22 protein-coding genes and 1 pseudogene are annotated in these 24375 nt (G+C 61.8%); 9 read left to right on the top strand and 14 right to left on the bottom strand.

Features of this window, described 5'->3' with window-relative positions:
* The first annotated feature begins 45 nt into the window (after positions 1–45).
* The 8 genes from HYT87_04420 (at position 46) to HYT87_04385 (ending at position 6972) form a co-directional block, all read left to right on the top strand.
* The gene (locus HYT87_04420) at positions 46–909 is read left to right on the top strand and encodes a prephenate dehydrogenase/arogenate dehydrogenase family protein (protein MBI2058995.1); all 864 of its coding nucleotides are present in this window, start codon (positions 46–48) and stop codon (positions 907–909) included.
* A complete protein-coding gene (gene aroA, locus HYT87_04415) occupies positions 896–2200 on the top strand; it encodes a 3-phosphoshikimate 1-carboxyvinyltransferase (protein MBI2058994.1) in 1305 nt (434 codons plus the stop codon). Before HYT87_04420 ends, aroA begins: the two co-directional genes overlap by 14 nt.
* The gene (locus tag HYT87_04410) at positions 2197–2925 is read left to right on the top strand and encodes a (d)CMP kinase (GenBank protein ID MBI2058993.1); all 729 of its coding nucleotides are present in this window, start codon (positions 2197–2199) and stop codon (positions 2923–2925) included. Before aroA ends, HYT87_04410 begins: the two co-directional genes overlap by 4 nt.
* Positions 2922–4592: a 30S ribosomal protein S1 gene (locus HYT87_04405; GenBank protein ID MBI2058992.1), complete on the top strand. Its 1671-nt coding sequence runs from the start codon at positions 2922–2924 to the stop codon at positions 4590–4592. Before HYT87_04410 ends, HYT87_04405 begins: the two co-directional genes overlap by 4 nt.
* The gene (sppA, locus tag HYT87_04400) at positions 4589–5476 is read left to right on the top strand and encodes a signal peptide peptidase SppA (protein MBI2058991.1); all 888 of its coding nucleotides are present in this window, start codon (positions 4589–4591) and stop codon (positions 5474–5476) included. Before HYT87_04405 ends, sppA begins: the two co-directional genes overlap by 4 nt.
* Before the next feature lie 3 nt (positions 5477–5479).
* Positions 5480–5767 carry an integration host factor subunit beta gene (locus HYT87_04395; GenBank protein ID MBI2058990.1) on the top strand — a complete coding sequence of 96 codons (288 nt, stop codon included), beginning with the start codon at positions 5480–5482 and terminating at the stop codon, positions 5765–5767.
* 5 nt (positions 5768–5772) lie between these two features.
* A complete protein-coding gene (locus tag HYT87_04390) occupies positions 5773–6360 on the top strand; it encodes a peptidylprolyl isomerase (protein ID MBI2058989.1) in 588 nt (195 codons plus the stop codon).
* Positions 6361–6471: 111 nt separating this feature from the next.
* Positions 6472–6972 carry an N-acetyltransferase gene (locus tag HYT87_04385; GenBank protein MBI2058988.1) on the top strand — a complete coding sequence of 167 codons (501 nt, stop codon included), beginning with the start codon at positions 6472–6474 and terminating at the stop codon, positions 6970–6972.
* Here the strand turns inward: HYT87_04385 and HYT87_04380 are convergent.
* The gene (locus HYT87_04380; GenBank protein ID MBI2058987.1) at positions 6956–7951 is read right to left on the bottom strand and encodes a polysaccharide biosynthesis protein; all 996 of its coding nucleotides are present in this window, start codon (positions 7949–7951) and stop codon (positions 6956–6958) included. The two genes, HYT87_04385 and HYT87_04380, sit on opposite strands and share 17 nt — an antisense overlap.
* A 364-nt stretch (positions 7952–8315) precedes the next feature.
* Entirely contained in the window at positions 8316–8957 is a 642-nt protein-coding gene (locus HYT87_04375; protein MBI2058986.1) for a methyltransferase domain-containing protein, read from the bottom strand.
* Between the two features lie 27 nt (positions 8958–8984).
* On the opposite strand from HYT87_04375, the gene HYT87_04370 reads away from it, so the two are divergent.
* Positions 8985–10103: a glycosyltransferase family 4 protein gene (locus HYT87_04370; protein ID MBI2058985.1), complete on the top strand. Its 1119-nt coding sequence runs from the start codon at positions 8985–8987 to the stop codon at positions 10101–10103.
* On the opposite strand, the gene HYT87_04365 is transcribed toward HYT87_04370, so the two are convergent.
* The 12 genes and pseudogenes from HYT87_04365 to HYT87_04310 all read right to left on the bottom strand — a co-directional run bounded on the left by HYT87_04365 (position 10095) and on the right by HYT87_04310 (position 24375).
* Entirely contained in the window at positions 10095–11768 is a 1674-nt protein-coding gene (locus HYT87_04365; protein ID MBI2058984.1) for a glycosyltransferase family 39 protein, read from the bottom strand. The genes HYT87_04370 and HYT87_04365 overlap by 9 nt on opposite strands.
* Positions 11768–13312 carry a hypothetical protein gene (locus HYT87_04360; protein MBI2058983.1) on the bottom strand — a complete coding sequence of 515 codons (1545 nt, stop codon included), beginning with the start codon at positions 13310–13312 and terminating at the stop codon, positions 11768–11770. Before HYT87_04360 ends, HYT87_04365 begins: the two co-directional genes overlap by 1 nt.
* Positions 13309–14847: a radical SAM protein gene (locus HYT87_04355; GenBank protein ID MBI2058982.1), complete on the bottom strand. Its 1539-nt coding sequence runs from the start codon at positions 14845–14847 to the stop codon at positions 13309–13311. Before HYT87_04355 ends, HYT87_04360 begins: the two co-directional genes overlap by 4 nt.
* 2 nt (positions 14848–14849) lie before the next feature.
* Positions 14850–16361, bottom strand: a complete 1512-nt coding sequence (locus HYT87_04350) for a B12-binding domain-containing radical SAM protein (protein ID MBI2058981.1) — start codon at positions 16359–16361, stop codon at positions 14850–14852.
* Positions 16358–17827, bottom strand: a complete 1470-nt coding sequence (locus HYT87_04345) for a lipopolysaccharide biosynthesis protein (protein MBI2058980.1) — start codon at positions 17825–17827, stop codon at positions 16358–16360. Before HYT87_04345 ends, HYT87_04350 begins: the two co-directional genes overlap by 4 nt.
* Positions 17824–18702, bottom strand: coding sequence for a class I SAM-dependent methyltransferase (locus HYT87_04340; GenBank protein MBI2058979.1), 879 nt, complete (start codon positions 18700–18702; stop codon positions 17824–17826). Before HYT87_04340 ends, HYT87_04345 begins: the two co-directional genes overlap by 4 nt.
* Positions 18703–18719: 17 nt before the next feature.
* Entirely contained in the window at positions 18720–20420 is a 1701-nt protein-coding gene (locus HYT87_04335) for a carbamoyltransferase (protein MBI2058978.1), read from the bottom strand.
* Positions 20417–21394 carry a GNAT family N-acetyltransferase gene (locus HYT87_04330; protein MBI2058977.1) on the bottom strand — a complete coding sequence of 326 codons (978 nt, stop codon included), beginning with the start codon at positions 21392–21394 and terminating at the stop codon, positions 20417–20419. Before HYT87_04330 ends, HYT87_04335 begins: the two co-directional genes overlap by 4 nt.
* Positions 21391–22410, bottom strand: coding sequence for a hypothetical protein (locus HYT87_04325; protein MBI2058976.1), 1020 nt, complete (start codon positions 22408–22410; stop codon positions 21391–21393). Before HYT87_04325 ends, HYT87_04330 begins: the two co-directional genes overlap by 4 nt.
* Positions 22400–23368: an NAD-dependent epimerase/dehydratase family protein gene (locus tag HYT87_04320; protein MBI2058975.1), complete on the bottom strand. Its 969-nt coding sequence runs from the start codon at positions 23366–23368 to the stop codon at positions 22400–22402. Before HYT87_04320 ends, HYT87_04325 begins: the two co-directional genes overlap by 11 nt.
* 116 nt (positions 23369–23484) lie before the next feature.
* A complete protein-coding gene (locus HYT87_04315) occupies positions 23485–23703 on the bottom strand; it encodes a hypothetical protein (protein MBI2058974.1) in 219 nt (72 codons plus the stop codon).
* A 537-nt stretch (positions 23704–24240) separates the two neighbouring features.
* Positions 24241–24375 (bottom strand): annotated as a pseudogene (locus HYT87_04310) (prepilin-type N-terminal cleavage/methylation domain-containing protein).

The following is a 24375-nucleotide window of genomic DNA, read 5'->3' as shown; positions in this document are numbered from 1 at the left end:
ACAGTATACTCTATTTGATGCAATAACAGTATACTGTCACCTATTATGGAATCAAGGTTGTTCGAGCGGGTCGTGATCCATGGCGTGGGGCTGGTCGGGGGATCGCTCGGGCTGGCCCTCCGCGCTCGGGGTCTGGCCGGAACGATCGTGGGCGTCGGGCGCCATCGCGACCGGCTTCAGTGGGCCGTGGACCACAAGATGATCGACGCGATGGACACCGACCTTCGGAGGGCGTGCCGGGATGCATCCGCCGTCATTCTCTGTACTCCACCCGACCGGATTCTCGAAACGGCGGCTTTGCTTCTGGAGCCGTCGGTCCTTCCCCCAGCTGCCGTGGTTACAGATGTGGCAGGCGTGAAGGGAAGCATCGTACAGCGGTTCGCCACCCACGCGGAGGGACGCCGATTTGTGGGGGCACACCCGATGGCCGGCAAGGAGCGGTCAGGGGTTGAACAGGCCGAGGGCGGCCTGTTTGATGGAGCCGCATGCGTCGTCACCCCGGTCGATTCCACAAGCCCCGATGCGCTCAAGGCCGTGGTCGGGATGTGGGAGGAGGTCGGTTCGAGGGTGATCCAAATGTCTCCGACCGAGCATGACGATCTGGTCGCTCTCATCAGCCACCTACCGCATGCGCTCTCCTTCTCGTTCTCCGAGGTCGCGGCCGGCGAGTTGAGGCAGGATGCCATTCGGAAACTGGCCGGCGGGAGTTTCAAGGACATGACGCGGGTGTCGGCCGGCCCTCCGGCCATGTGGGCCTCGCTCCTCAAGATGAACGCCGGGGCTCTGCGCCCGCGGATCGAGAGTGTGATTAGAAATCTGGGGCAATTGGCCGAGCTATTGGACCGACCCGTGGAGGAGATCGAGAAATTCCTCAAGCGAGCCGCGAGATCACGGAATGATTGGGATTGAACCGGACGGCTCCCTTCGTGTGAGCCGATCGGGGCCCCTCCGCGGGGATGTCGAGCTTGAAGGGGACAAGTCGATTGCTCATCGTGCGTTGCTCCTAGCCGCCATCGGACGCGGTCCCAGCGTTATTCGCAACCTCCCGCCGGGAGATGATGTGGCCCGAACGAAGAGCGCGCTCCGTGCCCTTGGAGTCCGTGTGGAGGGCGAAGGAAACGAAGTGCGCGTGTATGGAGAAGGTTGGGAAGGTTTGAAGCCGCCTTCGGTTCCGCTGGAGGCGGGGAATTCGGGGACCACGCTCCGGCTCCTGATGGGAATTCTCGCGGCCTGTCCGTTTCCGGCCATTATCGAGACCGGCGAAGGACTTCGGAAACGACCCGTGGACCGCGTTGCGATTCCACTCCGCAAGATGGGAGCGAAGGTATGGGCCAACCAGGGGGGACATTACCCCCCGGTGGTCATCTCCGGTGGCCCTCTTCGCGGCATTCGATATCGCATGCCCGTGGCTTCGGCCCAGGTGAAGTCGGCCGTGCTGCTGGCCGGTCTCAGAGCCAAAGGAAGGACCACGGTTGTGGAGCCGCAACCGACTCGTGATCACACCGAGCGGATGCTGGTCGGCAAGGGTGTGCGGATTGGCCGGAAGGGGAAGGCCATCACCTTGTCCGGGGGTACCAACATCCAGGGGGGCGAAATGGAGATTCCAGGCGATCTCTCTTCAGCGTCCTTTATCCTGGCCGCCGCCGCATTGGTGCCGGGCTCGGCCGTACGAATACGCCGCTGCCTGCTGAATCCCGGAAGACTCGCCTTTGTCAGATTTCTGGAAAGGGCCGGGGCGGCGACGGAGATCGTTCCGGAGGGCGAATCGTGTGGGGAACCTTGGGGAACGATCGGGGTTCGCAGTGGAGTGATGAGGCCGGTCCAGATCAGACCCGAGGACGTGGCTCCGCTCATCGATGAGTTGCCTCTTGTGGGCGCCGTGCAGGCCTTTGCACCGGGCCGCTCGATCCTGAAAGGCGCGGCCGAGCTCAGAGTAAAAGAAACGGATCGTATCCGTTCCCTGGTTGGCGGGCTGTCGGCGATGGGAGCGGAGGCGAAGGAGCGGAGCGACGGGTGGAGCGTGATCGGGGGCCGAACCCTCCGGGGCGCGGAATTGGATGGATGCGGCGATCATCGCACGGCCATGGCGCTGGCGGTGGTGGGCCTTCGCGCGGTGGGTGACACGCTCATACGACATCCCGGCATCGAGAAGTCCTTTCCTTCATTTCCCCGGGTCTTGAACGGTCTGGTGTCGCGATGAGGCGCGGAATCGTCATCGCCATCGACGGCCCGGCCGGCTCGGGAAAAAGCTCCGTGGCCAGGGCCTTGGCGGGAAGGCTCGGCCTGAAATACGTGAACACGGGCGTGATGTATCGGGCTGTCGGATTGTATTTCAGGGATCGACTCGCTCTGCTCAACGATGGGTCCGCGCTTACGACCGCGCTGAGGGGTTGTCGCATTCGGCTCGTTCCAGGCGTGGGGGGAGGGGCGGGGAAGGTGGTCCTGAACGGCAGGGATGTGACCGCGTCGCTGGGATCCTCGGCCGCGGGGAGCCTGGCCTCTCGGGTGTCATCCTTTCCGGAGGTGCGGAGAACCCTTGTTGCATTGCAGAAGGGCATGGCCTATCATCCCGGCGTCGTAATGGAAGGAAGAGACATTGCCAGCGTGGTTTTCCCCGATGCCGAGGTGAAAATCTATCTGACGGCGGGCGTCACCGAGCGCGCGCGCAGGCGGGCGAAGGAACTGCGCGCGGGCGGCCGAAGGGTTTTGTTGCGCGTGATCGAATCGGACATTCGCTCGCGCGACCGCCGGGATCGATCCCGCGCGCTGGCCCCGCTCCGAAAAACCCCTGGGAGCCTCTTCATCCGGACGACCCGCCTCAGCAAGCAGGAAGTCATCGATCGGCTTGAACGGCGCGTTCGCCAACGTTTGGGGTTGAATGCGGCGGATTTTCTGCTACCATACGCCCCCTCGAAGACACCATGAGCGTACATTTCGAAGTCGATCCGCAGTACGAGGCACTCCTCGAGAAGAGCGTGCCGTCGATCCGCCCCGGCCAGATCGTCAAGGGAAAAGTCGTCCAGATCGGGCACGACCGCGTGCTGGTCGACGTCGGATACAAGTCCGAAGGCTTCGTCCCCATCTCCGAGTGCATGGACATGAATAAGGTCCTGAAAGTGAAGCTGGGCGATGAAGTGGACGTGCTCGTGGAGAATTTGCAGGACGAGGGGGGCATCGAACTTTCGCACGTCAAAGCCGAGCGAGCCCGGATGATCGCCGATCTGCAAGAGGCGTACGAACGGGATGGAGATGTCGAGGGGGTCATCACCCAGCGCGTAAAGGGCGGCTTCTTCGTGGACATCGGAGGGCCGGCCTTCCTCCCGGGCTCCCAGGTGGATATTTATCCCGTCAAAGATTACGACGCGTACGTCGGTAAATCGTTCAAATTCAAGATCCTCGCCTTCAATCCGGACAAGCGGAACATCATCCTCTCGCGCAAGGCCCAATTGCAAAAAGAAAAAGAGAAGATGAAGCAGGAGATCATCGTCAAGATCCATCCGGGGAAGAAACTGACCGGGAAGGTGAAGAACATCATGCCCTACGGCGTGTTTGTGGATCTGGGCGGGATCGACGGGCTCATGTACACCCGGGACATCTCCTGGAGTCGCATTCGCCATCCGGGCGACGTGCTGAAGCCGGGGGAGGACGTGGAGGTGGTCGTCCTCAAGGTGGATGCGGATACCGGGAAGGTTACCTTGGGCCGCAAGCAGCTCCTGCCGGATCCGTGGATGAACGTCATCGAGCGGATCAACAAGGGTTCCGTGGTCCACGGCAAGGTGACGAAGGTGTCGAACTTCGGCGCGATCGTCGAAATCGAACCCGATGTGGAAGCCCTTCTTCCGAAGGCGGAAATCAGCTGGGACAAAAAGATCAAACATCCCTCCGAGGTGCTGAACCAGGACGACGAAAAGGACTTTATGGTCCTGTTCATGGACGTGGAGAAGCGCCGGATCATTCTGACCTTGAAACAATTGGAATCCAGCCCGTGGGACACGGTGGATGAACACTACGCGGTGAAGATGGATGTGAAGGGTGTGGTCCGTGCCGTGAAGGATTTTGGATTGTTTGTTGAATTGGAGGACGGTCTCACCGGCCTCGTTCACAATTCGGATATCACGTGGAACCGTCGAGACCTTAAGCCTGCCGCGAATTTCCGGAAGGGCGAGGAGATCACGGTGCGGATCCTGCGCATCGAGGGCCAAAAGAAGCGGATGACCTTCGGGTTGAAGCAGATTCAGGGTGATCCGTGGAACAATGTGGCCGACAAGTACAAGCCCGGCACGGGCGTGAAGGGAATCGTGAGCGAAGTTTCGCCGGAAGGCGTCTTTGTCGAACTGGAAGACGGCGTGGAGGGCTTGGTCCGGACGTCTCAAATGGGGCGGGGCGCGGAGGGGGAAGGCCGGAAGGGGCTCGATCTGGGTGCCGAAGTCATGGCCGATGTCATCCATGTGGATGTCAAGAAGCGTCGGATGGAGCTCAGCGTCAAGTCGTATGAGGATCGCGGGGGCGAGCCGGCGCCGGCCGGGGGAGATGCAGAGCCAACCCCCACGGAAACCACTCCCGCCACGGAGGAGGGAGGCACTCCGGCGTGAAGAAAGGCGCGAGGATCGGGGGACTGGTTCTTGCGTCGGCTCTCGCAGCGCTGTTCATCGCCGGTTTGTGGCTGGCCTACCGGGGCCACGGAGGAGCGATGTTGAGCATGGGGGGCGGGAAGAAATTGGCGCGCGTCGATCTCGACGGCCTGATCGTGGATTCGGATTACGTGACGAAGTGGCTGAAGAAATTCGGCCGCCGGGAAGACGTCAAGGGAATCATTCTCCGGATCGATTCACAAGGGGGAGCCGTTGGGCCCTCGCAGGAAATCTACTCCCTCATCCGCCGGATCAAGGCTGAGAAGCCGGTCGTGGCGTCGCTCGGCAACATGGCCACGTCGGGTGGATACTATGTGGCGAGCGCTTCGACTCGAATTTTCTCGAATCCCGGAACGCTGACCGGAAACGTGGGGGTTATTCTCGGATACACCCATGTGGAGCGCCTTCTCGCCAAGGCCCATGTCGATCCGGTGGTCATCAAGAGCGGGGCCCGAAAGGACCTCGCCTCGCCCCTGCGCGCCCCGTCGGAGGAGGATTTGGACGTCCTTCAGAAGCTGGTGGATGACGTTCACAAACAGTTCCTGTCCGACGTGGTGGCCGAGCGGCGGCTGACACCCGAGGCCCTGGCGGTGATCGCCGATGGACGGCCGGTCTCCGGCGCCCAGGCGCTCGATCTCGGTCTCGTGGATGAATTGGGATCGTATGATGATGCGGTCGAGTGGCTCCAAAAGCGGCTTTCGATCGAGGGTGAGCCGGAAGTCGTTCGGCCGCCCATGCCCCGTCCGAGCCTCCTGGACTGGCTCACCGGCGAGCCTGAAGACCGTTTCGCCGCCCGGGCGTTCAAGAATTTCTTCTTTTTCGGTTCCGTCCTCAATCTGGAGTGAGTCTTGCGCAAGAGCGATCTGGTGGACCTACTGGCACGCGAGTATCCCAATCTGGAAAAAGAGGCGGTTCGGATGGTGGTCGACCGGACTTTCGAGGAGCTGGTCGGGTCTCTCAAGAAGGGAAAGCGGGTGGAGATCCGGGGGTTCGGCATTTTCCAGGTCAAGAGCCGGGATTCCCGCAGTGTGAAAATCCCGAATCGGCCCGTCGCGTTCAAGATTCCGCCCCGGCGGATGCTCACTTTCAAGGCGAGTTCGCTCCTGCTCAAGCGGTTGAATCACGGATCAAGGTAAGGAGGATGAACATGCTGAATCGGACATGGGTGGCGGGATTGATGCTGGGCCTGTTGGCCGTGGGCGCTTCGGGGTGCGCGAAGAAGAGGAAGGCCGTGGTCCAATTGGAAAGAGGATCCTTCACCATTGAACTCGCGGACAAGGAGGCGCCGAAGACCGCGGACAACTTCCGGACCCTGGTCAAGAAGGATTTCTTTGACGGATTGACGTTCCACCGGGTGGAGCCGGGTTTCGTGGTCCAAGGCGGGGACCCGCGTGGGGACGGTACGGGCGGCCCGGGCTATGATCTGGCTGGGAAGTACGGGATCGAGGCCGCCAACACGGTCAAAGAGAGCGACGCGAAACCGGAGTTCTACACCATCCCCGCGGAAATAACGCAGCACAAGCACGTGGAGGGAACGGTGGGAATGGCCCGGCAACCGGACATGGTGAATCCCAAGAAGGAATCCAACGGAAGTCAATTCTACATCTGTCTCAGCCCCCAGCCCCACTTGGACGGCCAGTACACCGTACTTGGGCAGGTGACGGACGGCATGGACATCGTAAGGGCGATCCAGCGCGGGGACAAGATCAAGGACATCCGACTGAAGTAGGGATCAGCGATCAGCGGTCAGCGGTCAGCCCGAGTTTTCATTCATCCCAAAGCCTTCGTGGAGAGCCGTTCTATTGGAGCGGGAAGCCGCGTCTGGGCCTTCGCCCACGTCATGAAGGGCGCCCGGATCGGGAAAGACTGCAATATCGGAGAGCACTGCTATGTGGAGTCGGGCGTGGTGGTGGGGGATCATGTCACGGTCAAGAACGGCGTCGCCCTGTGGGAGGGCGTGACCGTGGAGGATGGCGCGTTCCTTGGGCCTTTTGCCGTGTTCACGAACGATCGACGACCCCGCTCCATGCCTGGATTCAAGACTCCGCGGGAAGAGTTTCTGCCGACTCACGTTTCGCGTGGGGCCACCATCGGCGCCAACGCCACGATTGTGTGCGGTGTGAAGATCGGTGAATGGTCGTTCGTCGCGGCCGGCGCCGTGGTCCATCGGGACGTGGAGCCGTACGCGCTGGTGGCTGGAAATCCAGCGACCCGGAAGGGCTACGTGTGCCGGTGCAATCGGCGCATGACACCGGGGAAGCCGTGTGCGTGCGGTGCGCGCTACGCTCGGAGGAGCGGGGCCATCCGGATCGTTCGGAACCCCGTCAGCGGACGGTGCTGACCACCGCCTGAATCTGTTCCGCCGCCACCCAGCGATCATTCAGGTCCGAGCGGAATGAAAATCCGCTGGGGAGCGGGCGTCCCTTCTTCCAGTTCGCGCACGTCCAGGCAGGGTTGTGCGGCTGAATGACGTAAAAGCTTCCGAGGTCCAGCGCGTGCGTGCTCTCCTGCGCGGCGAGGAGGACTTCATGAATCTTCTCGCCGGGCCGGGCGCCGACCCAGGCCACATCGCCGTCCGGAGCGATGGTATCCGCCAGATCCGTGAGGCGCACACTCTGAGTGCGTGGGACGAACACTTCGCCGCCCTCCATGGATTCAAGACATTGAACGATGAAGGCAGAGGCGAGTTCAAGAGAGATCCAGAAGCGCGTCATTTTCGGATCGGTGAGCCGGAGGGTGCCTTTTCGCCGCTGGGCGAGGAGGACGGGGATGGCGCTCCCCTTCGTCCCGGCCAGGTTCCCGAAACGGACGACGGAAAGGTGCGTGGCGCGATAGTGGTCGCGGTCGAAATTGGCGGCGACGAAGACCCGCTCGGCGCAGAGCTTGGTTGCTCCGTAGACGGTGGTGGGGTTGACCGCCTTGTCGGTCGAAATCAGGAGGGCGCTCTTCACGTCCGCCTCGATGCACGCGCGGGCAACGTTTTGGGATCCCGCTATGTTGATTTCAGAAGCGTCGAAGGGCCTGGCTTCACAAGCCGATACGTCTTTCAGGGCCGCGGCGTGGACAAGTAAATCGACGCCGGACAAAGCGTCCGCCAAAGAACCGGGCTCGCGGATGTCGGCAATGTAGAAGGCCACTCGATCGTCTTCCAGCCTCCGTCTGAGGGCCGACTGTTCCGCGGGATCGTTGGAGAGAATGCGAATTTGCTTGGGCCGGCGATGCTCGAGCAGATAGTCGACCAGGAAGCTGCCGAGAGATCCGGACCCTCCTGTGATGAGGATCGTGGAGCCATTCCAATTCAGAGTCGTGTTTCCCGTCATACAGTCAGAGAAGCATTGACCTCTGGACGCGTTTTGCGCAAACCCTGTGCCATGGTGCTAGGCGGGCGCGTTAACATGTTGACATAACAATAGGACTCCATCTCAGACCGTGCGCTTCGATTGACAACGGGAGACCGAGAATCTTGGGTGACATGTTGGGTAGTCGTGCCGAGGATCATCGGGATGGATCCCGGCGATTGTGGCCCGCTATGTGCGGGATATCACCTAGGAGTGTGTTGGGATAGTTCCGTTTCCACCCTTCGACGGCGCTCAGGGCGAGCGGCATATATTGATTCGATTCAAAGTACCGTTCGTGGTGAGCCCTTCGATTGACTCAGGGTATTTGAGCTATCCCAACACGCTCCTAGCGGATCGGGATCGGTTTAGGCTTGGCTGAGGACCGCTCCAGAACCCACCAGGATTCCCAGACCGTGGCGTTCGGCCACCGGAGGGAGAGGCGTTCAAAGAGACGAAAATATCGGCGGAACGAGGGGAACGACCGGGTGATCGTCAGGGCGTGTCGGTCGGCGGCGGCCTGCACAAACCGAGCGGCCTCGGTGTGACTGAGCAACCACTTGTGGCGGTCAGCGGGGGGGTCGGGTGGTAGGCCGTATTTGCCGTTGGGCGATAGTCCGAGGAGGTATCGAATACGATACGACAGTTCGTAGAGATTGGGTAGATTGATGAGGATGGTGCGCCGTGTGATGCGAGCGAGTTCGCCGAAGAGTCGATAGGGGTCATCCACGTGTTCAAGAACGGCGATGGCCAGTGTGACGTCCACGGCGCGATCCTTGAAGGGAAGGAAAGGGCCTTCCCCCGTGGCCCGGACGGTCCCTCCCGAACCGGTATCCATGCCCACGTAGACGCAGCCGGATGGAAGGTGTCGTGCAAGATTCAAGTCACGACAACCGATATCGAGGATACGACCCCGCAGGTAGGGTTGGAAGTGTTCGAGCAACTCGCGCTGGCGCGGGTTGAGGATATGGAGCTGGTGGCCCGCTGTCACTCTGATACACTGTAGCACTGCCGGGCCGTGAAATCCAAAACCGACCTCCCCAGGATATGTTTCGTGCTGCCTCACAAGAATCCTCGGGGCCACGATCACTTCGATCACGTGGGTGCTCTTGTGCGCGAATTGAATCGGCGGCAGAGGGGAGGCGCTGTTCTGATCAGCCTGTCTGCGGCCCCGGAAGCCGCATCCGGCCGATGGGGGAGGACCTTGAGCGCGCCGGGGGGTTGGATGCGCGCGGTGGCCCAGCTCCGGCGGGCCCGGAAGGAGGGCTGTGAAACCTTCTTCGTGCATTACTCTTACTTGGGACTGTTTGCGGCGCGATGGGTGACGCGGCGCTGGGGGGGGAAAGCACTGTATTGGCATTGTGGGGAACCCTGGCTCTACGCCAGAGAGGACCCGTGGGGGAGCGGGTGGATCCTCCGCGGCGCGCTCCGATCCGCGGACCTGGTTCTCACGGGCACGGCAACGTTGCGCAGGGAGTACGTAGCCCGGTTCGGACTGAAGGAGGAGCGGGTGACCGTGTTGCCCTCATGGGTGGATCCCTGGGGTGCCGTGAAAGGCCCGAAGTCGGAGCTCCAGAGCAAACTGCGGCTGCCGGTGAGGAGGAGATGGGTCCTGTTTGCTCATCGATTGTCTGTCGATCGGGGGTGCATGCTCCTTCCCGAATTGGTTCGGCGGGTGGGGCGGCGCGTTGCCGGGGTCCGCTGGATCGTGGCCGGAGATGGTCCCGCGCGGAAGCCCGTGGAATCTGAGGCGACGAGGCTGGGCGTGAGGAATGTCATGGACTTCCGGGGATGGGTTGCGCATTCGGAGATGAAGAATTGGTTTGCGGCGTCCGATGTGCTCGTCGTCCCCTCGCTCAGGGCGGGGGTTCCCCGGAACGTCCTGGAAGCTTTTGCCATGGGCCTGCCCGTTGTCGCTACGAGCGCGGGGGGCACGGGGGATCTGTTTGAAGGTCCGTTGGCTCCGTTCTGCGTGCCCCCGGGTGACGTGGGGCGTTTTGCGGATGGGGTCGTCAGGCTGCTGACGGACGACCATGAGGTCCGAAGATTTGCGCGCCTCGCGAGGGCGGCCGCCCGACCCCACCATGTCCGCGCCGTGGCAGGGAGTCTTCTTTCGCTGGTCGAGGGTCTACGGTAGGGCGGCGCCGGAGCAGTCGGCGAGAAACGCTTCCATCCGCCGGTGGCGCCATTCTCGAAGTCGCAGGCATCCGGACAAGTATCGCCAGTATGGGCCATGGGGATCGAGGATGGGAAAGTGGACGACGAGGATGCGAGCGTCCCGTGCCGCCGCCAGCTTTTTTCGATTGGATTCCCAGTATTCAGGAACGCCATAGAAGCGCCCGGCATATTGGCGGGACACCGACAGTTCGTACAGGCCAATGTCATCGTAGGTGATAACGCGGGGAACATTCCGCATCGATGTGACCTCTCCCAGAACGCGATTCGCGAGCCGGCTAGGATTGCCATAGCGGAGACCCAGCGCAAACTCTTCGGCAAATACGGCATTGTATGAGAACCCGAGGAAAACGAGGATCAGAAGGCATGTGATTCTGATTCGGCTACCACGGCTGAGGACCAAAACCGCAAGCGACAGTGACGCCAGGAGCCAGGAAATGACGGCGAATCCCATCGGAATGTAGAATCCCGCGGGGCCGTTTCCACCGCGGAATGGGATCAGTGTCGTCCAGTCGCCTCGGGCAAGGGCCGATACGAATCCGGTCTTCGGGTAGAGTGGGATGATCCGACCGGCAGGGATCAGGAAGATCAGCGGCAGAATGGCCAGTGCCGCGGGGACTAAGAGCCCGGCGGCCGTCTTTCGCGTCCATGAACGCGGTGCGGGCAGGAGGTTCGATGCGGCGATGCCCGTCAGGACAGCGGCGAAAGGCACGGTCATTCCGAAGTATCGATCGATCGCTCTTCCCTCAAGCCTCAGCACAACCGCATGGACCAGGACGTAGAGCAAAATGAAGAGGAACGCCGGACGCGCGGTTCTCCAGAGTGGTCGAAGCGCCGGGAGACAGATCAAAACCCAAGGTGAGGCATAGAGGAGACACTTGATGAACTCGAAGGCCTTGTGAGCGACCGAGATCCGGTCGAACCTGAAGAATTCGAACCCACTTGCGAACTCGATGGCGTGTGTGACGTCCGAGCCTCCATAGAGCAGCCTCAGGAGGGCCAGCCCGGCGCCGAACGCCACGGTGCCCACGACAACCGGCAGAAGAAACGATTGGAGCCGATCCCGGTTCAGCTTAGGCCGGCTCAAGAAGGCGTCAAGGACCAGGGCCGCGGGAACGAGGAGAAAGATAAACTTAAGGAGCAGTCCGGCGGCGCAGGCCAGCGCCGTGGGAATCTGGGATCGCCAGAGTGTGCGAGCCGATGTATCGCGGCCCTTGGAGTAAGACAGCATGGCAAGAAGGCCGAAAAACGGCATGATGGCGCCGTCCACGTCGAGCATGGTGGACCCGAGGATCGAATAGAAGGTCGCCGCGAGAACAAACGCCGCCCATCCTGCCGCGGCTGGACCGGCCCACGTTCGCGCGAGTCGGTACACCAGAAGAAGGTTGCCCGCGCTGAACAGGAACGGGAGCCAACGGAGATGATCGTAGCCGGCGATGGCTCCGAATCCGGCCTGAAGCGCCTCGCCGAGCGGCGGATGGGGATTCGCCCCCTGTCGCCCGAAGGCGGGATCAACAATCAAGGGGATCTTTGCGTCGTCCTGGTAGTAGGATTGGCCCAGACCCAACCACCGGGGGAGCAAAAACAGGAAAGCCGTGCCGAGGGCGGCCAGTGAATTGCGGTTCATCAGGCGCCGTTCCCGGGATTCAGAAAGATGAGCGCCTGGTCGTTCTCATACGCGGGTCGAACGCCGACAAAATCGTACCGGATACCGATGCTCCCGGCATGTTGCAGGGTGGACTTGGAGGCATAGACGGCATTCAGCTTGTACCGTCTCATGAGTGACCGCCAGTCCTGCGGGGGGTAACCGTAGAGAACGTAGAGAGAGTCGAATTCCGTTTTCGTCATATAGGCGGCGGAGTAGTTGCCGCTTGGGAAAAGGATCTCATGACCGCATGTATAGGCGAGTTCGTAGGTGGGTCCGATGGAAAGGATTCGAAGGGGCTCCCGGTGGTTTCGGAGAAAGGCGGCCGCTTCCGCTCTGGCCTGACGCTGTTCGGGCTGGTCGGGAAACAACTTCAAGAAGAGGAAGAAGTAGGCCGCGTAGATTAGGAGCTGGTACCCCAGGATGAGACCTACGATGCGGGTTGAAGGGGTTAGAGAGACAACCAGGGCCAGCGGCCCCAGCGCCGCGTGATCGAGATACCGTTCCGGCTCGCCGAGGAATAGGAACGGACGGAGCGACGTCAGGAGAAAAGCCGCCAGAGCGCCGAGGGTGACGGCGACGAACAGTTGGGCGGAAGGGGCCGATTGGAGGGATGTTCCCCCGAGGAGAAGGATCGGGAGCATCCAGAGGGCGGGGTGCCGGATTGCTGCGATCAAGTAGGAATTGGTTTGAAAAACCACCCGGGCGGCCTTACCGGGGCTGTTTCTGAAAAGAGTCGGGAGATGCAGCAGGTCCTGTAGACGATTCTTTTCGAAGACACCCGGATACTTTCTGGAGGTGACCGTCTTGAAGAAATAGAGGTGTCCCACCTGACCCCGGAGGACTCTGAGGTAGTAGCCTCGTGAGAGTAATGTGGCGGCCATCGCCGCCGTGAGAGGGAGCGCCGCCAGTCCGGGCGAATGACCTGCCAGGCCTGCGGCCACGGATACCGGGAGAAGAATCTGGAGGGAAAACTTCGAGGTGAGGAGAAGAAGGCCACCCGAGATCGCGGGGAGGATCGCGGCGAAGGGTGAGGTCTGGTGCAGCGACCACAGTGCGGTCAGGAGTGTGGCGTCGAACAGCAATTCGGCGAGCGTGCGCGGCGTGGCTTGGTAGGCGCGGGGTCCGGTCCCTACTTGAAGGAGGGCGGGGCTCGTCGCGATGAGAATGGCCAGCCAGAAGCGATCACGCGGAGAAAGCCAGCCGGGCGCTGCCCATTCCGTTCCGAAATAGAGGAGCGGTATGCGAAAGGTGTCGATGCACGGACCCCAGTACCGTTCGCTTTTTTCCCGGAGCGATTTGGGCAGGCAGGCCAGGAGATAGTGGAAAAGCGGGGGATAGTCGAAGGGCGTGCGCAGTCCGTATCCGGGCAGGAACCGCGGAATTCTGAAGCGATTCCGGCGGATCCCCTCCGCAGCGGACAGATGGTAGTACGTGTCCGATGGTACGGCGTAGGGGCGGACCATCCTCGGAACGATTCGGAGAACGAACGCCGCAAGAATGACCAGGGCGACGGCCAAATTCACAGCGGCTCGGCATGTCCCGGCAGGGCTCTGCGGACTCCCCTGAGAAACCGGTGTTTGAGTCGGTCCTTGAATCCGGCGAGCGATGGATATCTGTTGATGGTGTCCCAACAAACGTAGTACATGCTGCCCAGAAGGGAGTAGAGAAAATAGGCCAGGCGCGATCGAGCAGGGAGTGCCGGATCATACGAAAGGGCCTTCCGGTACCGGCACATCATCCACAGCTCTGCCTTTCGGAGATCGTCGATGTTGCGGTAGGTGTCGTGCTTGAAGGTCAGTCGGTCGAATCGGCGGTACTCCGCCCAATCGGCCACGGTCAGTTTCTTCTCGTCCCGGAGCCGCGCATGGAGAGGGCTTCCGACTTCCGGAAACAGGAAACCCCAGGCGATGCCGTCCGGCTTTGTGTCCGCAACGAACTGGGCGTTTAGCGCCAGTGACTCACGGTCTTCACCGGGTATCCCCATCATCATGTAGAGGTGGACTTTAATCCCGTGGGCCTTCGTGGCGGCGATGGCCTTGCGCGCGCGATCCAGATCCAGGTGCTTGGTGATGACCTTCTGAAGTTTTGGATCAGCCGTCTCGATCCCGTAGTGGATGGCCTCGCAGCCGGCCTGCTTCAGAAGGGCCAGGTATTCGTCGTCCCACATTTCGATGCGGTTCTTGATGTCGAACGATACGCGCAGGTCGGAGGCGATGATCCCGCGACAGACGTCCTTCGCCACGCGCGTTTTCGCGGCAAACTCGGAGTCCATGAACACAAAACGCCTCCAGCCGAACCGGTCGTGAAGAACACGGATTTCGCCGACGATCTGATCGGCGTTTTTCACGCGTGGCTTGCTTTCCGGCGCCCCGACGACGCAAAAAGCGCACGTGAAAGGGCAGCCCTTCATGGTGTTGATCAGGGCACTGGCGGCGTACTGCGGACGATGGAAGGTGACTTGATCCTGGAGGGCGCGGTATCGCTCCTGCGGAAAGAGATCGAACGCCGGGAGGGGGTAGGCGCTCATGTCTGTGTGCGGCATGGGGCCGGTGAAGTGGAGTCCGCCGTTCTCACGGACGACGAACCCGGGCGTCCGGCGAATATCGCCGGACTGGAGCCATTCGCGGAGCCCCTCGGCGACCGCCGTTTCCACCTCGTCCGTGTGGACAAAGTAGCGGGAGTTCAGGCCGTACAGCGGGACATACTCGCGGGGATCCGCGCCGGCCGGAGTGACGATCGTGATGGTGGGGTATGGAAGCTCCGCGCATTGCCTTTCTTCGGCTTCGGAGAGGTGATTCGCGGCGAGGATGGCGAGGACGAGGTCGGGCTTGAGAGCATGGACTTGTTGTCGGATCTCGCCCGGCGCAGGGTCGCCCACCATGCAGTCCATGACGGGGAGTTCGATCTCTGGAAAGCGGCTGCGGACCATGCCGAGGATCGAGGGCGCCATGTAGGGGGGCATGGGTGTGTTGTCCTTGGCCGCGTGCCTCTCTTCTCGCAGGAACCAGGAGGCCGGCAGCGAGCGCGGCTGCGGCGGAATGAGCGTGAGGAGACGCATGATCAGACCTCAAACTTGCTGGTCGGCTGATAGAACAGCTTCAGGGGGCGGACCAGAGCGGGGTAATCCTTGATTTGGTCGATCGCCGCCCTCGCCGGCGGGAATGTTCCGGCGTACCGGACGAGGCGCGTATACAGGTTTTTTCCGGTGCGGTTCCTGACGAGGTCATCCCACGCGGCAAAGCGGGAGTATTGCGTCCGAATCCATTTCTCCGCCCTCCTCAGTTCAAGGCGAGACCGATAGCTGTCATGGACATAGGTCAATCCTTCGGAAAAGAGATGACGGTGCCAGTAGGGTTCCAGGAGCCTGCCCGAATGTTTCAGTTCGCGATACATGACGCTGTATGGCTTGGGGAGCAGGATGGACGTGGTGATCCGATCCGGCCGTACACGCTTGAGCAGGGAGAGGGTTTTCTTGAGGGAGTGTGGGGTTTCTCCAGGCAGCCCGACCATGACGAAAGCGTCCACGAAAAGACCGTACCGATGGGTCAGGTCGAATGCACGGACAAGTTCCTCCTCGTTGACGTAGGTTTTCATGGCCTGCTGGATGTCCATGTCGCCCGTTTCCAATCCGTATCGGATGAGGCGGCAGCCGGCCTGGGATAGGAGTTGAACGAGTTCTTCATCCACCAGGTTCGTGGTGTTGTAGCATGCAAAACGAATGTTAAGCTCCCGGCTCAGGATGAGGCGGCAGATCTCTTTCGCGCGGTTCATGTCGATGGCGAACTCGTCATCGTAGAAGTAGAAATGATCGAGGCCCAGCTTGAGGAAATACTCGATTTCGGCCAGGACCTGCTCGGGCGTCTTCTTCCGGACGGTTCGGTAGGCTTTGGTTCCGGCCTGGCAGAAGGTGCAACCGAAGGGGCATCCGCGAGTGGTGTAGAGGAAGACGTAGCGCGTGCCCTCGTAGTCGAATTGCCGTTGCATGTAGCGCTGGGTTGGGAGCAGATCAAACGCCGGGAAGGGAAATTCGGATAAGTCCTTGAGGGGCCGATCTCCGGTGTCCCGCAGTGTGGCTCCGGCGCCGTCGGTCTGCCTGATGAGCAGCCCGGCGGTTCGATCGATGCGTCCCGTGGAGGCGAGTTCCCTCGCCGCTTCCAGCACGGTGTATTCGATTTCCGTCTTCGTGTAGCAGGACGCGCGCAGATCGTAGAGCTCCACCGCCTCCGCATGATCGAGATAGGCTTGGTTGATGGCGAGGGTGGTAAAAGGGAGGTCGGTGTACCGTCTGTCCTGATCGAGGCAGGCGAAATTGAGAAGCGTGAGGATGAGATCGGGCGTGAGAGCCATGATTCGGGACCGTACGGTTTCAAAGTCCAGATTGTCGAGTTGGGCGTCCAATACGTGAAGTTCGGCTTCCGGAAGATGGGCGCGAAGGACGCCGAGGATGCTGGCGGCCAGGTAGGGATTGTGGGGCTCGTTGAAGAAGCCGTCTTTGTACTCACGCGTTGCCCAGACGGGTGTCCCCAGATCGGGTCGGATGTAAGACGGCGGAATCAGGAGCAGGATTTTCATGACGACTTAGTTCCTTTGTAGGCTGTGATGGCCAACCCTGCCGAGTACACGATAGTCGCCACCGCCGCCGGAATCCGAATTCCAAGGGGTAGGGAAGCAGCCACACCGGACATGCCCAGAGCCGCGATACCGCATACGCCTATCATAAACCCGATCAGCGACTTCATCCCATAGGGTAGGGGATGCACGCGTTGGGCGTAGTGGAGCACGGCCAGGGTGAGGCTCAGACTTCCAAGAATGTTGGCCACCGGTGCACCCGGGAGTCCCCACCGGGAGATAAGGAACCATGCGGCGAGAATGACGGTGACGGCCGACCATACGGCGGAGTAGGTATAGTAGATGGTTTTCTCGGCGAGAAGGAGGCCGATGTTGTACAGATAGGGCAAACCCCCGATGGCGGCGGCGGCGCCCAAAGGAGCCACGAGGGAAACCGCCGCGGCGTACTTCCCCCCGGCAAGCACGCGTATGAGTTCAGGTGCCAGGAGGGCAAGCAACAGTACGAGGGCGAAGGAGAGGCGAAGGTAGAGGGAGGCCGCGACGGAGTACCGCTCGGCCGCGCCCGGCCGTTCTGCTATGGAGAGGGCGTAGGGAAGCCAGGCCTGACGGAAGGCCAGAACGGCGATCTGGACGGCGGTGGCGATCCTTCCCGCGACGGCAAGGAGCCCGACGTCTTCCATCGAGACGAGGGTGGCCAGGAAGACTTTGCTTGCATGGAGCTTGAGAAGGGTCAGAAAGCCGTCGGGCACAAGGGGCAGGCCGAATCGTATCAACCGCCCACAGAGGGCGGTCGAGACCACGGGAAGAAAATGGTCGCGATGGCGGCGCCAAATGACAAGGAAGGAGATCGCGTCCGCGGCGATCTTCGCGAGAAACACCCCCGTGATGCCGAGGCGCAGGTAGAGCACGAACCCGACGACGCCGGCCACGTTGAGACCCGTGTTCAGTCCGATGATCAGCGAGGCGGGTAGCGGCTCGCGCCGCGCTCGAACCAGGGTGAGGCCCAACGTGTAGAGCGTTCCGGCCGGCACGGAAACGGCGGCGGCCAGCAGGTTCGGCGGAGTGAGGACGGGAGGGTAGAGGCGTCCTATCCACGCATTCGAACACACCACCATGACGGTGAGCCCAATTCCGAAACCAAGCTGGAGGAGCACGGCGGTCGAGAAGAGGACCCGCGCATCGACATCGCGTGAGGTGTAGTACCGCAACAGCGCGGATTCCATTTGGAGCGACAAAGCGAGCGAAACCAGAATCGCCCCGATCTGGTACAAATCCATCCTGCCGAACTCATCCGCAGGAAGGGCTCGCGTGAGTATGGGTGTGAGGAGAAGGCCAAGACCTCTGGACAAGACGATACCGACCGCATAGATCGCCGATTCAGCGATCAGATTGCCCCCCTGGCGATCCACGGATGGCGGGTCGTCCGGCTTGTCGCTCGGAGGGGTGTGCAGCGGAGGGCGGCCCTTCATCGGCATGTTCCCGCGACGGCAAGATGACGAGGCTGCCGCAGAGTCCACGGCCTCCCTGTCCAGCGGCCTGCCTCGGCGCTCCGTCTGGCCCATCGCTGGAGGGCGGGGACGATTCGAAAGGAGATCCTGGATCCGAATCGTTGAACGATGCGCCGGCAGACGACTTCCGGGATTCGCAGGTATCGCAAACCGGCATCGTGATCGTATCTCCAAAGCTTCGCGGTTCTGATGTCGGAAAGTCCGGCCTCCCGAAAGGCGGCCACCGCGTTGTCTTCGCTCACGAATTGCGTCCAATACTGCATGCTGCCCGAGTCGGCAAACTGGCGCGTGAAAATCGGCCGGGAATAGACTTCGCAGTCGAGATTGGGAAGGACGTGAAAGATCGTACCGCCGGGCTTCAGGATTCCCCTCAACTCGCGCAGGTGATCGGCCCAAGCCTGGGGGGGAAGGTGATTCATCACGCCCAGACCGTAGGCAACATCCGCCTGGAGACGGTGGACGGGGAGCGGCTTGAGGGCGTCCGCGCACGCGAAAAACACCCGATCGGAGCGCAGGCCGGGGATGTAGCGATCGGCTACACGGGTCATGAGCCAGCGGCCCAGCAGGAGCTGGGTGGGCGAGATGTCCAGGCTGAGGTGTGTGCCCCCGATGGCGCTCAGGACCATGCATTGAGTTCCTTCACCGCCGCCCACGTATACCCAGACGGACTCCCCGGAGGGAGGAGTAATGCTCAGAGTTTTCAGTGTTTCGAGAAGGAGGTCTCGTCGATAGATCAGTTGGCAGGCGAATATTTCTTCCCACGCGCCCCGAGGCGTGGCGAGATTGCGTGAGTCGTAGATGTCTCGCTGGCTTTCTGAAGAGGCGGATCGATTCAATGGATGCGCGTGGTATCCTATGACTTCACGAGGAGGGTGTTGCCCAGGAACAGCGCGTCCAGGCCGGACGAATAGAAGGTCCGGATGGCGTCTTTCGGCGTACCGACGATGGGTTCGCCTTGAAGATTGAAGCTGGTATTCAGGAGGACAGGTACGCCGGTCATCTTACCGAACGCGTCGATCAGGCTCCAGAACGAGGGATTCGCGGATTTCCGCACGGTTTGGAGTCGTGCTGTTCCATCCTGATGGGTGACGGCCGGCAGGACGGAGCGCTTGGACGGCCGCACGACGAGAGCCTTCTCCATGAAAGGAACGTAGTCGGCGTGCTCGAAGAATTCATGGGCTTGCTCCTCCGGAACGGAAGGGGCAAAAGGACGGAAGGCTTCGCGATACTTGATCGCCCGGTTGATCTTGTCTTTCATGGCGGGGTCGCGAGGGTCCGCAAGAATGCTGCGATTGCCCAGGGCTCTCTCCCCAAACTCCATCCGGCCTTGAAACCAGGCCACAATCTCTCCACGCGCCACACGCCGGGCGGCCTCAAGATGGGGGTCTTTCACTTCGGAATACCGGAGGCCGTATTTCGCCAGTTCCGAGCGGATTTCCGAGGCGTCGTATTCGGTGCCCCAATAGTTGTGTTCGGCCGGATGCCTTGGGAATGTCGAAGAGAGGGAAGCGCTGTAGAGAGCCGCACCGACGCTTGTGCCGCCGTCGTCCGGAGAGGAGCCGATCCACACCTTTTCGAATGGCGTCCGCGAGGTGACCTTCCCGTTGAGCAGGCAGTTCATCGCCACCCCCCCGCTGATGCATACGGCCTTCAGGCCGGTCAGCCGATGCAGGTGGGCAAGCATGTGGAAGGCGATTTCTTCGGTGACCTGCTGCACGGCCGCGGCGACGTCGAAGTGTCGTTGTTCGAGGTCATGCTCGCGATGTCGTACCGCGCCGAGGGCGGCCACGAGTTTGTCCGAGTACAGCGTCGGCCGCGTGAAGAGGGGAAAATCGAAGTAGGAAAGATCCAATTCGAAGGCGCCGTTATCCAGGCGGCGGAAGAGCCCCCGGAAGAACTCGATGAATCGTTGCGGGTCGCCGTAGGCGCCGGCGCCCATGACCTTCCATTCGTCCAAATCCGGCGTGAAGCCTAGATACTGGGTCATGGCGCCGTAGAACGAACCCAGGCTGTGCGGAAAGAGCACCGTCTGGAGCACCTGGAAGCTCGAACCGCGCCCGAGGGCAAAGGTGACCGAATGCTTTTCCCCGTAGGCATCCATGATGAGGATGGCCGACTCATCATAGGGAGAAAGGAGGAAGACGTCGGCGGCATGGGCGAGGTGGTGGTTCACATACTGAACGGCAAGCTGCCTCCCGCTCGCGAAGTGGAAGATCTCGTCGGTGCGAAGTCCTTCGTCGGGATCGAGGAATGTAAAGAGGTGGTTGGGGACGGCATAAAGGTGCTCCGGCTTGTATCGTGCGGTCCCGGATTGCGCGCTGTTGAACCGCTCGAGGTTGATGGCGGGATTCCACGAAACGGCGACGCGGTCGACATCGGCCAAGCCGATGCCGCCGGCGCGAAGGCACTCGCGGATGGCCAGGAGGGGAAACTTCCGCGTCTTCTTCTCACGGTTCAGGCGTTCCTCCCTCACGGCGAAATGGACCTTGCCTTCTGAAACGAGGGCGGCGGATGAATCGCGCCCCGACATGTTGATACCGAGGAAGGTCTTCATGCCTTGGGAAGGACCAGCACGTAGGTCTTGCGGAGCGCGCCGCGCGGGCCAAAGTTTTCTTTGAATCGAGTGACGCCCCAGACGGGTTCTCCCTGGAGGGTCACCGTGCCGAGGTCGAGACAGGCCGTTCCCCCGGTGAGAGCGACATTGATCACTCGCGTGAGCATGAAATCGTTCGGTCTTGATGACCGGTAGTCCTCGTCCTCGTCCCACGCGAAGGCCAGCGCCGTTCTGCGGTTCAGTTGGTAGAGCACCATGGCCCCGATGGGCCGGTTTCCGGAAAGGGTGAGAAAGGCACGAATGTGATCGGGGAACGCAGCCTTCAGAGCGGCGAGGTCGCCCCGTGACACGCTCAAGGGAAGTTTCCGGGATTCTTTCCATCGGTGAAGCAAGTCCCACACGGCGGCGGCGTCGTCCGTTTCACGGAACTCAAGGCCGTTGTTTTCAGCCCGCTTCACATTTCGGACGACGGAGGACCGCGTGGTGCGATTGCCGCCCGAGAGGTAGAGGGTAAGATCGGCCGTTGCCGGCGTGAATCCCGCGTGCAGGAGGGCGAAGTCCAGCCGGTCGTCGGTCTCAGTGGAATAGATCGACGGCGGCTGCGCCAGCCGGATGGACTGAACGCCATATCGGCCGGCGGCTCGGATCAGTTCATCCACCAAGGCGACGGCCTCGCCTAGACTGAGTCCGGGTGTGTGGCTGATGCCGCCGAAGGAGGCCGAGAACGGCGCAGCCAGTTCGCGGCGCCCGGCGGATGGGACGATTCCCCCGGCCAGCAATCCCAAGGAGCGCCCGCCACTCCTGAAAAGCAGGCGCACCACCCTCTCGGCCTTGTGGGCGTAGTGCGCGAGGAAGGCCGACTTCTGGTAGAGAACGCCGTTGGCGCATTCGTCGATGAGCCGGTCCCATTCGGCCTCGGTCCCCGGCCCGGCTTCCTCAGCCATGATCCGGGGACGTTCCATCACGGCGCTCAAGGCGTGCCTCCGTCCATGGGTTGCGCGGGGGAATGCTCGGTCACGTAACGTACGAAATCCTGACCGGACAATCCCAGGCGTCGTGCCTGGGCCATGGCTTCCCCCACCTTGAGCCCCGCGGCATGGAGGTCGATGACCAATCCGGGATCGAGCTCGGCCAGCGTCCGGCCCATCCTTCGGAATGGCACCTGCTCGGGGGGAAAGCACGCGATGTCCATGCGGTTCAGGGCCTCGGCGTCCGCCCCGCCGGTGAATTGGATTACGCGGATCGCCGGAGCGAGGGATTTCAGTTGCTCCGGTGTCATGTCGCCGCGCGATCCCAGGATGAAGCGGTCGGAGCGATAGCAGGCCATGACGAGGGCGTCGGCCTTCTGAATCGCGTGTGGGGAGGGGCGGGGGAGGAGGGTGACGATCGAGCCGGCGGAGGTGAGATGATCGACGAGAACGGGGCCGAAGGGATCGTTGCTGATGACGACCACGCGGGCATCTTTGGCGGCGACACCGGCCCGAGTCATCATGGATTCGCAGAGTGGACCGCAGGCCCGCAGGGTATTGACCCCCGGATGGCTCTCGTTTGTCCCCATCACGGGAATTCCGCGCTCCCGGCACGCATCGAGATCGACGTCGCCTGGACGGAATTCCCAGGCTTCGGCCATGTAGGGGACGACGCCGGTCGGTTTCATTCGGGCGACCATCGCGCGGTCGATGGGACGGACGAACCCAAGGTTGGTCACGATGTCGGCCTCGCGCAGGCCGGCTTCGAGGTCGCCGAAGAGGAACTCGACGGCGCCGGCCACGGAGCAGGCGCGCGCCAGAGCCAAAGTGGACTCGACGATTTCTGTGCCCTTGCCAAATCCTGAATCGCGGGTGACGGCGTAGGTCTTCCGGGCGCCGGCCAGGGCGGCGAGAACGGGTGTAGGCCGGTACGGGCCGGAGGCGGCTTCGGTGAGCACGGTCAGCCCGGAGAGATCGAGCTGGAGCCGGCGGATGGCGGCCTGCATTCGTTCAATTTCCATCCCGCTGTTCGCGATACCATCGGATGGTTTTCAACAGGCCGTCCTTCAAGTCGACTTTCGGCTGGAAGCCGAGCATCTGCCTGGCCTTCTCGATGCTGGGGATCCGGAGTTCGACGTCCGCATGGCGGCGGGGCGCGTGGACGATCCGTGAGCGGGATTCCGCCAGCGATACGACCATCTCCGCGAGCGTATTGATCGTCACCGTTCCCCTCGGATTGCCGATGTTGAAAGATTCTCCCACGGCCGAGGGGTGCTGCAAGAGCAGAAGAAGCGCGTCCACCATGTCGTCGATGTAGACCCAGGATCGGATCTGGTCGCCGTCCCCGTGGATTTCAAGGTCCTCGCCCGCGATGGCGCGTTTTACGAAGACGTGGACGGCGCCTTCGCCGATTTGGCCGGGACCGTAGACGTTGAAGGGACGCACGATGACGACGGGAAGAGCGAATTCTTTGAATGCGGCAAAGGCCATGTGTTCCCCGGCCAGCTTGCTCACCGCGTAGATCCATCGCGCTTCGCCGACCGCGCCCGAAGTGGTGGTATCGGACTCGCTTACGCGGTAAGCGTAGGTACCGAACACTTCGCTGGTGGAGAAGATCACCACGCGATCGCGCACGCCGAGTTCGCGGGCCGCATCCAAAACGAAGGACGTCCCCAGGAGGTTGACGCGCATGGTCTGCGTGGGGCTCTTGAGGACTGTGTCGATGCCGGCGACGGCCGCGAGGTGAACGACAATATCGGCTCCCTCCATGCTACGGTGCAGAGAGGCGGCATCCAGGACGGTACCCTCGATGAGTTTCAGATTCGCATGGGGGAAAAAGGTTTTGGTCCGGATTGAGTTGCGTCCGAGCGTGTCGTAGACGATGAGGCGGTTATGGTCGAGCAGACGGCCGGCCAGTTCGGCCCCGATGAACCCGGCCCCTCCGGTCAGGAAGATCGTCTTGCCGCTCAAGGCTGTCATGAAAGCTGATTCTACCTCCTGACGCACGGGGAGTCACAACATAAACATTTCGTCGCGGATCGGACCTCCGCGTTCCTGATGGGAGCATGTGAGGATGCTCCTCAGGGATGTGCGCTCTACAGCGGGCTGGGAGCGAAGAGGCGGTCGAGGGAAGAGAAAACCTTGTCGAGGATTCCTTCGGGCGCGGGCGGGGTTTCGCGCTTGAGGGCCATGAGATCCTTCGTGGAGAAAGGCTTGGGCCGGGAGGGTGCAATTGCGAGCCTGGGGTACAGGGGGAGTGTGACGGCTTCAAACTCCATGCTCATCGCAGCCACACTCCCCGTGTTGATGTTCATCCCTTCTCCCTGCGCCTTTCGTCTTGCGTCTCGCGCCTCACGTCCTCGTGCCTACCACGCGTCCGTCAGGTCGTCGGTGAATCCGGTGCTTCCGTTGTTGTCCCCACATGCCTTCACGATGCCCTCGAAGTCGCCGTAGCTTTCGTAGACCCAGGCAATGGTGCCCGGGTTGTTGGTGGCGGGGCACGTCCAAGCCACCGAGCAGCAGAGGACGGAGGCGGCGGAGGCGGTGGCCCTGGCATTGAGATTGGCGACGGTGGGCGCGTTGGTGGAGTCCATGTTTTCGGCGATGGAGATCTGATCGACTTGGCCTGTGATGGCCGCGTCTTCGGCGCCCCAGCCGGCATTGGCAAGCAAGCTGGTATTGGTGAGCTCGTTCACGGGCACGTGCAACTCCATGAACCAACTGTGGTAGACCACGTTGGCGAATCTGGGGACGCCCCGGCTGACCAGCGTGCGGCTGGCATAGTCCATTACGATCGCGCCTCGGACGGCGCCGAGGGCGCCGCGGGTGGCGGCGATGTCGGCCTGCCGCGCCAGGTTCACGAATCGGGGAACGGCAATCGAGGCGAGAATCGCGATCAGGATGACCACGAGCACCAGTTCAACGAGTGTAAAACCCGAGCGGCTTCGCCGCCGTGACTCGTGACTCGTGACTCGTGACCCGCTCAT

Source organism: Nitrospirota bacterium (genome assembly GCA_016180645.1).
In the GTDB taxonomy this organism is placed as follows: domain Bacteria; phylum JACPQY01; class JACPQY01; order JACPQY01; family JACPQY01; genus JACPAV01.
This window is presented reverse-complemented; position numbering and strand designations above follow the sequence as displayed.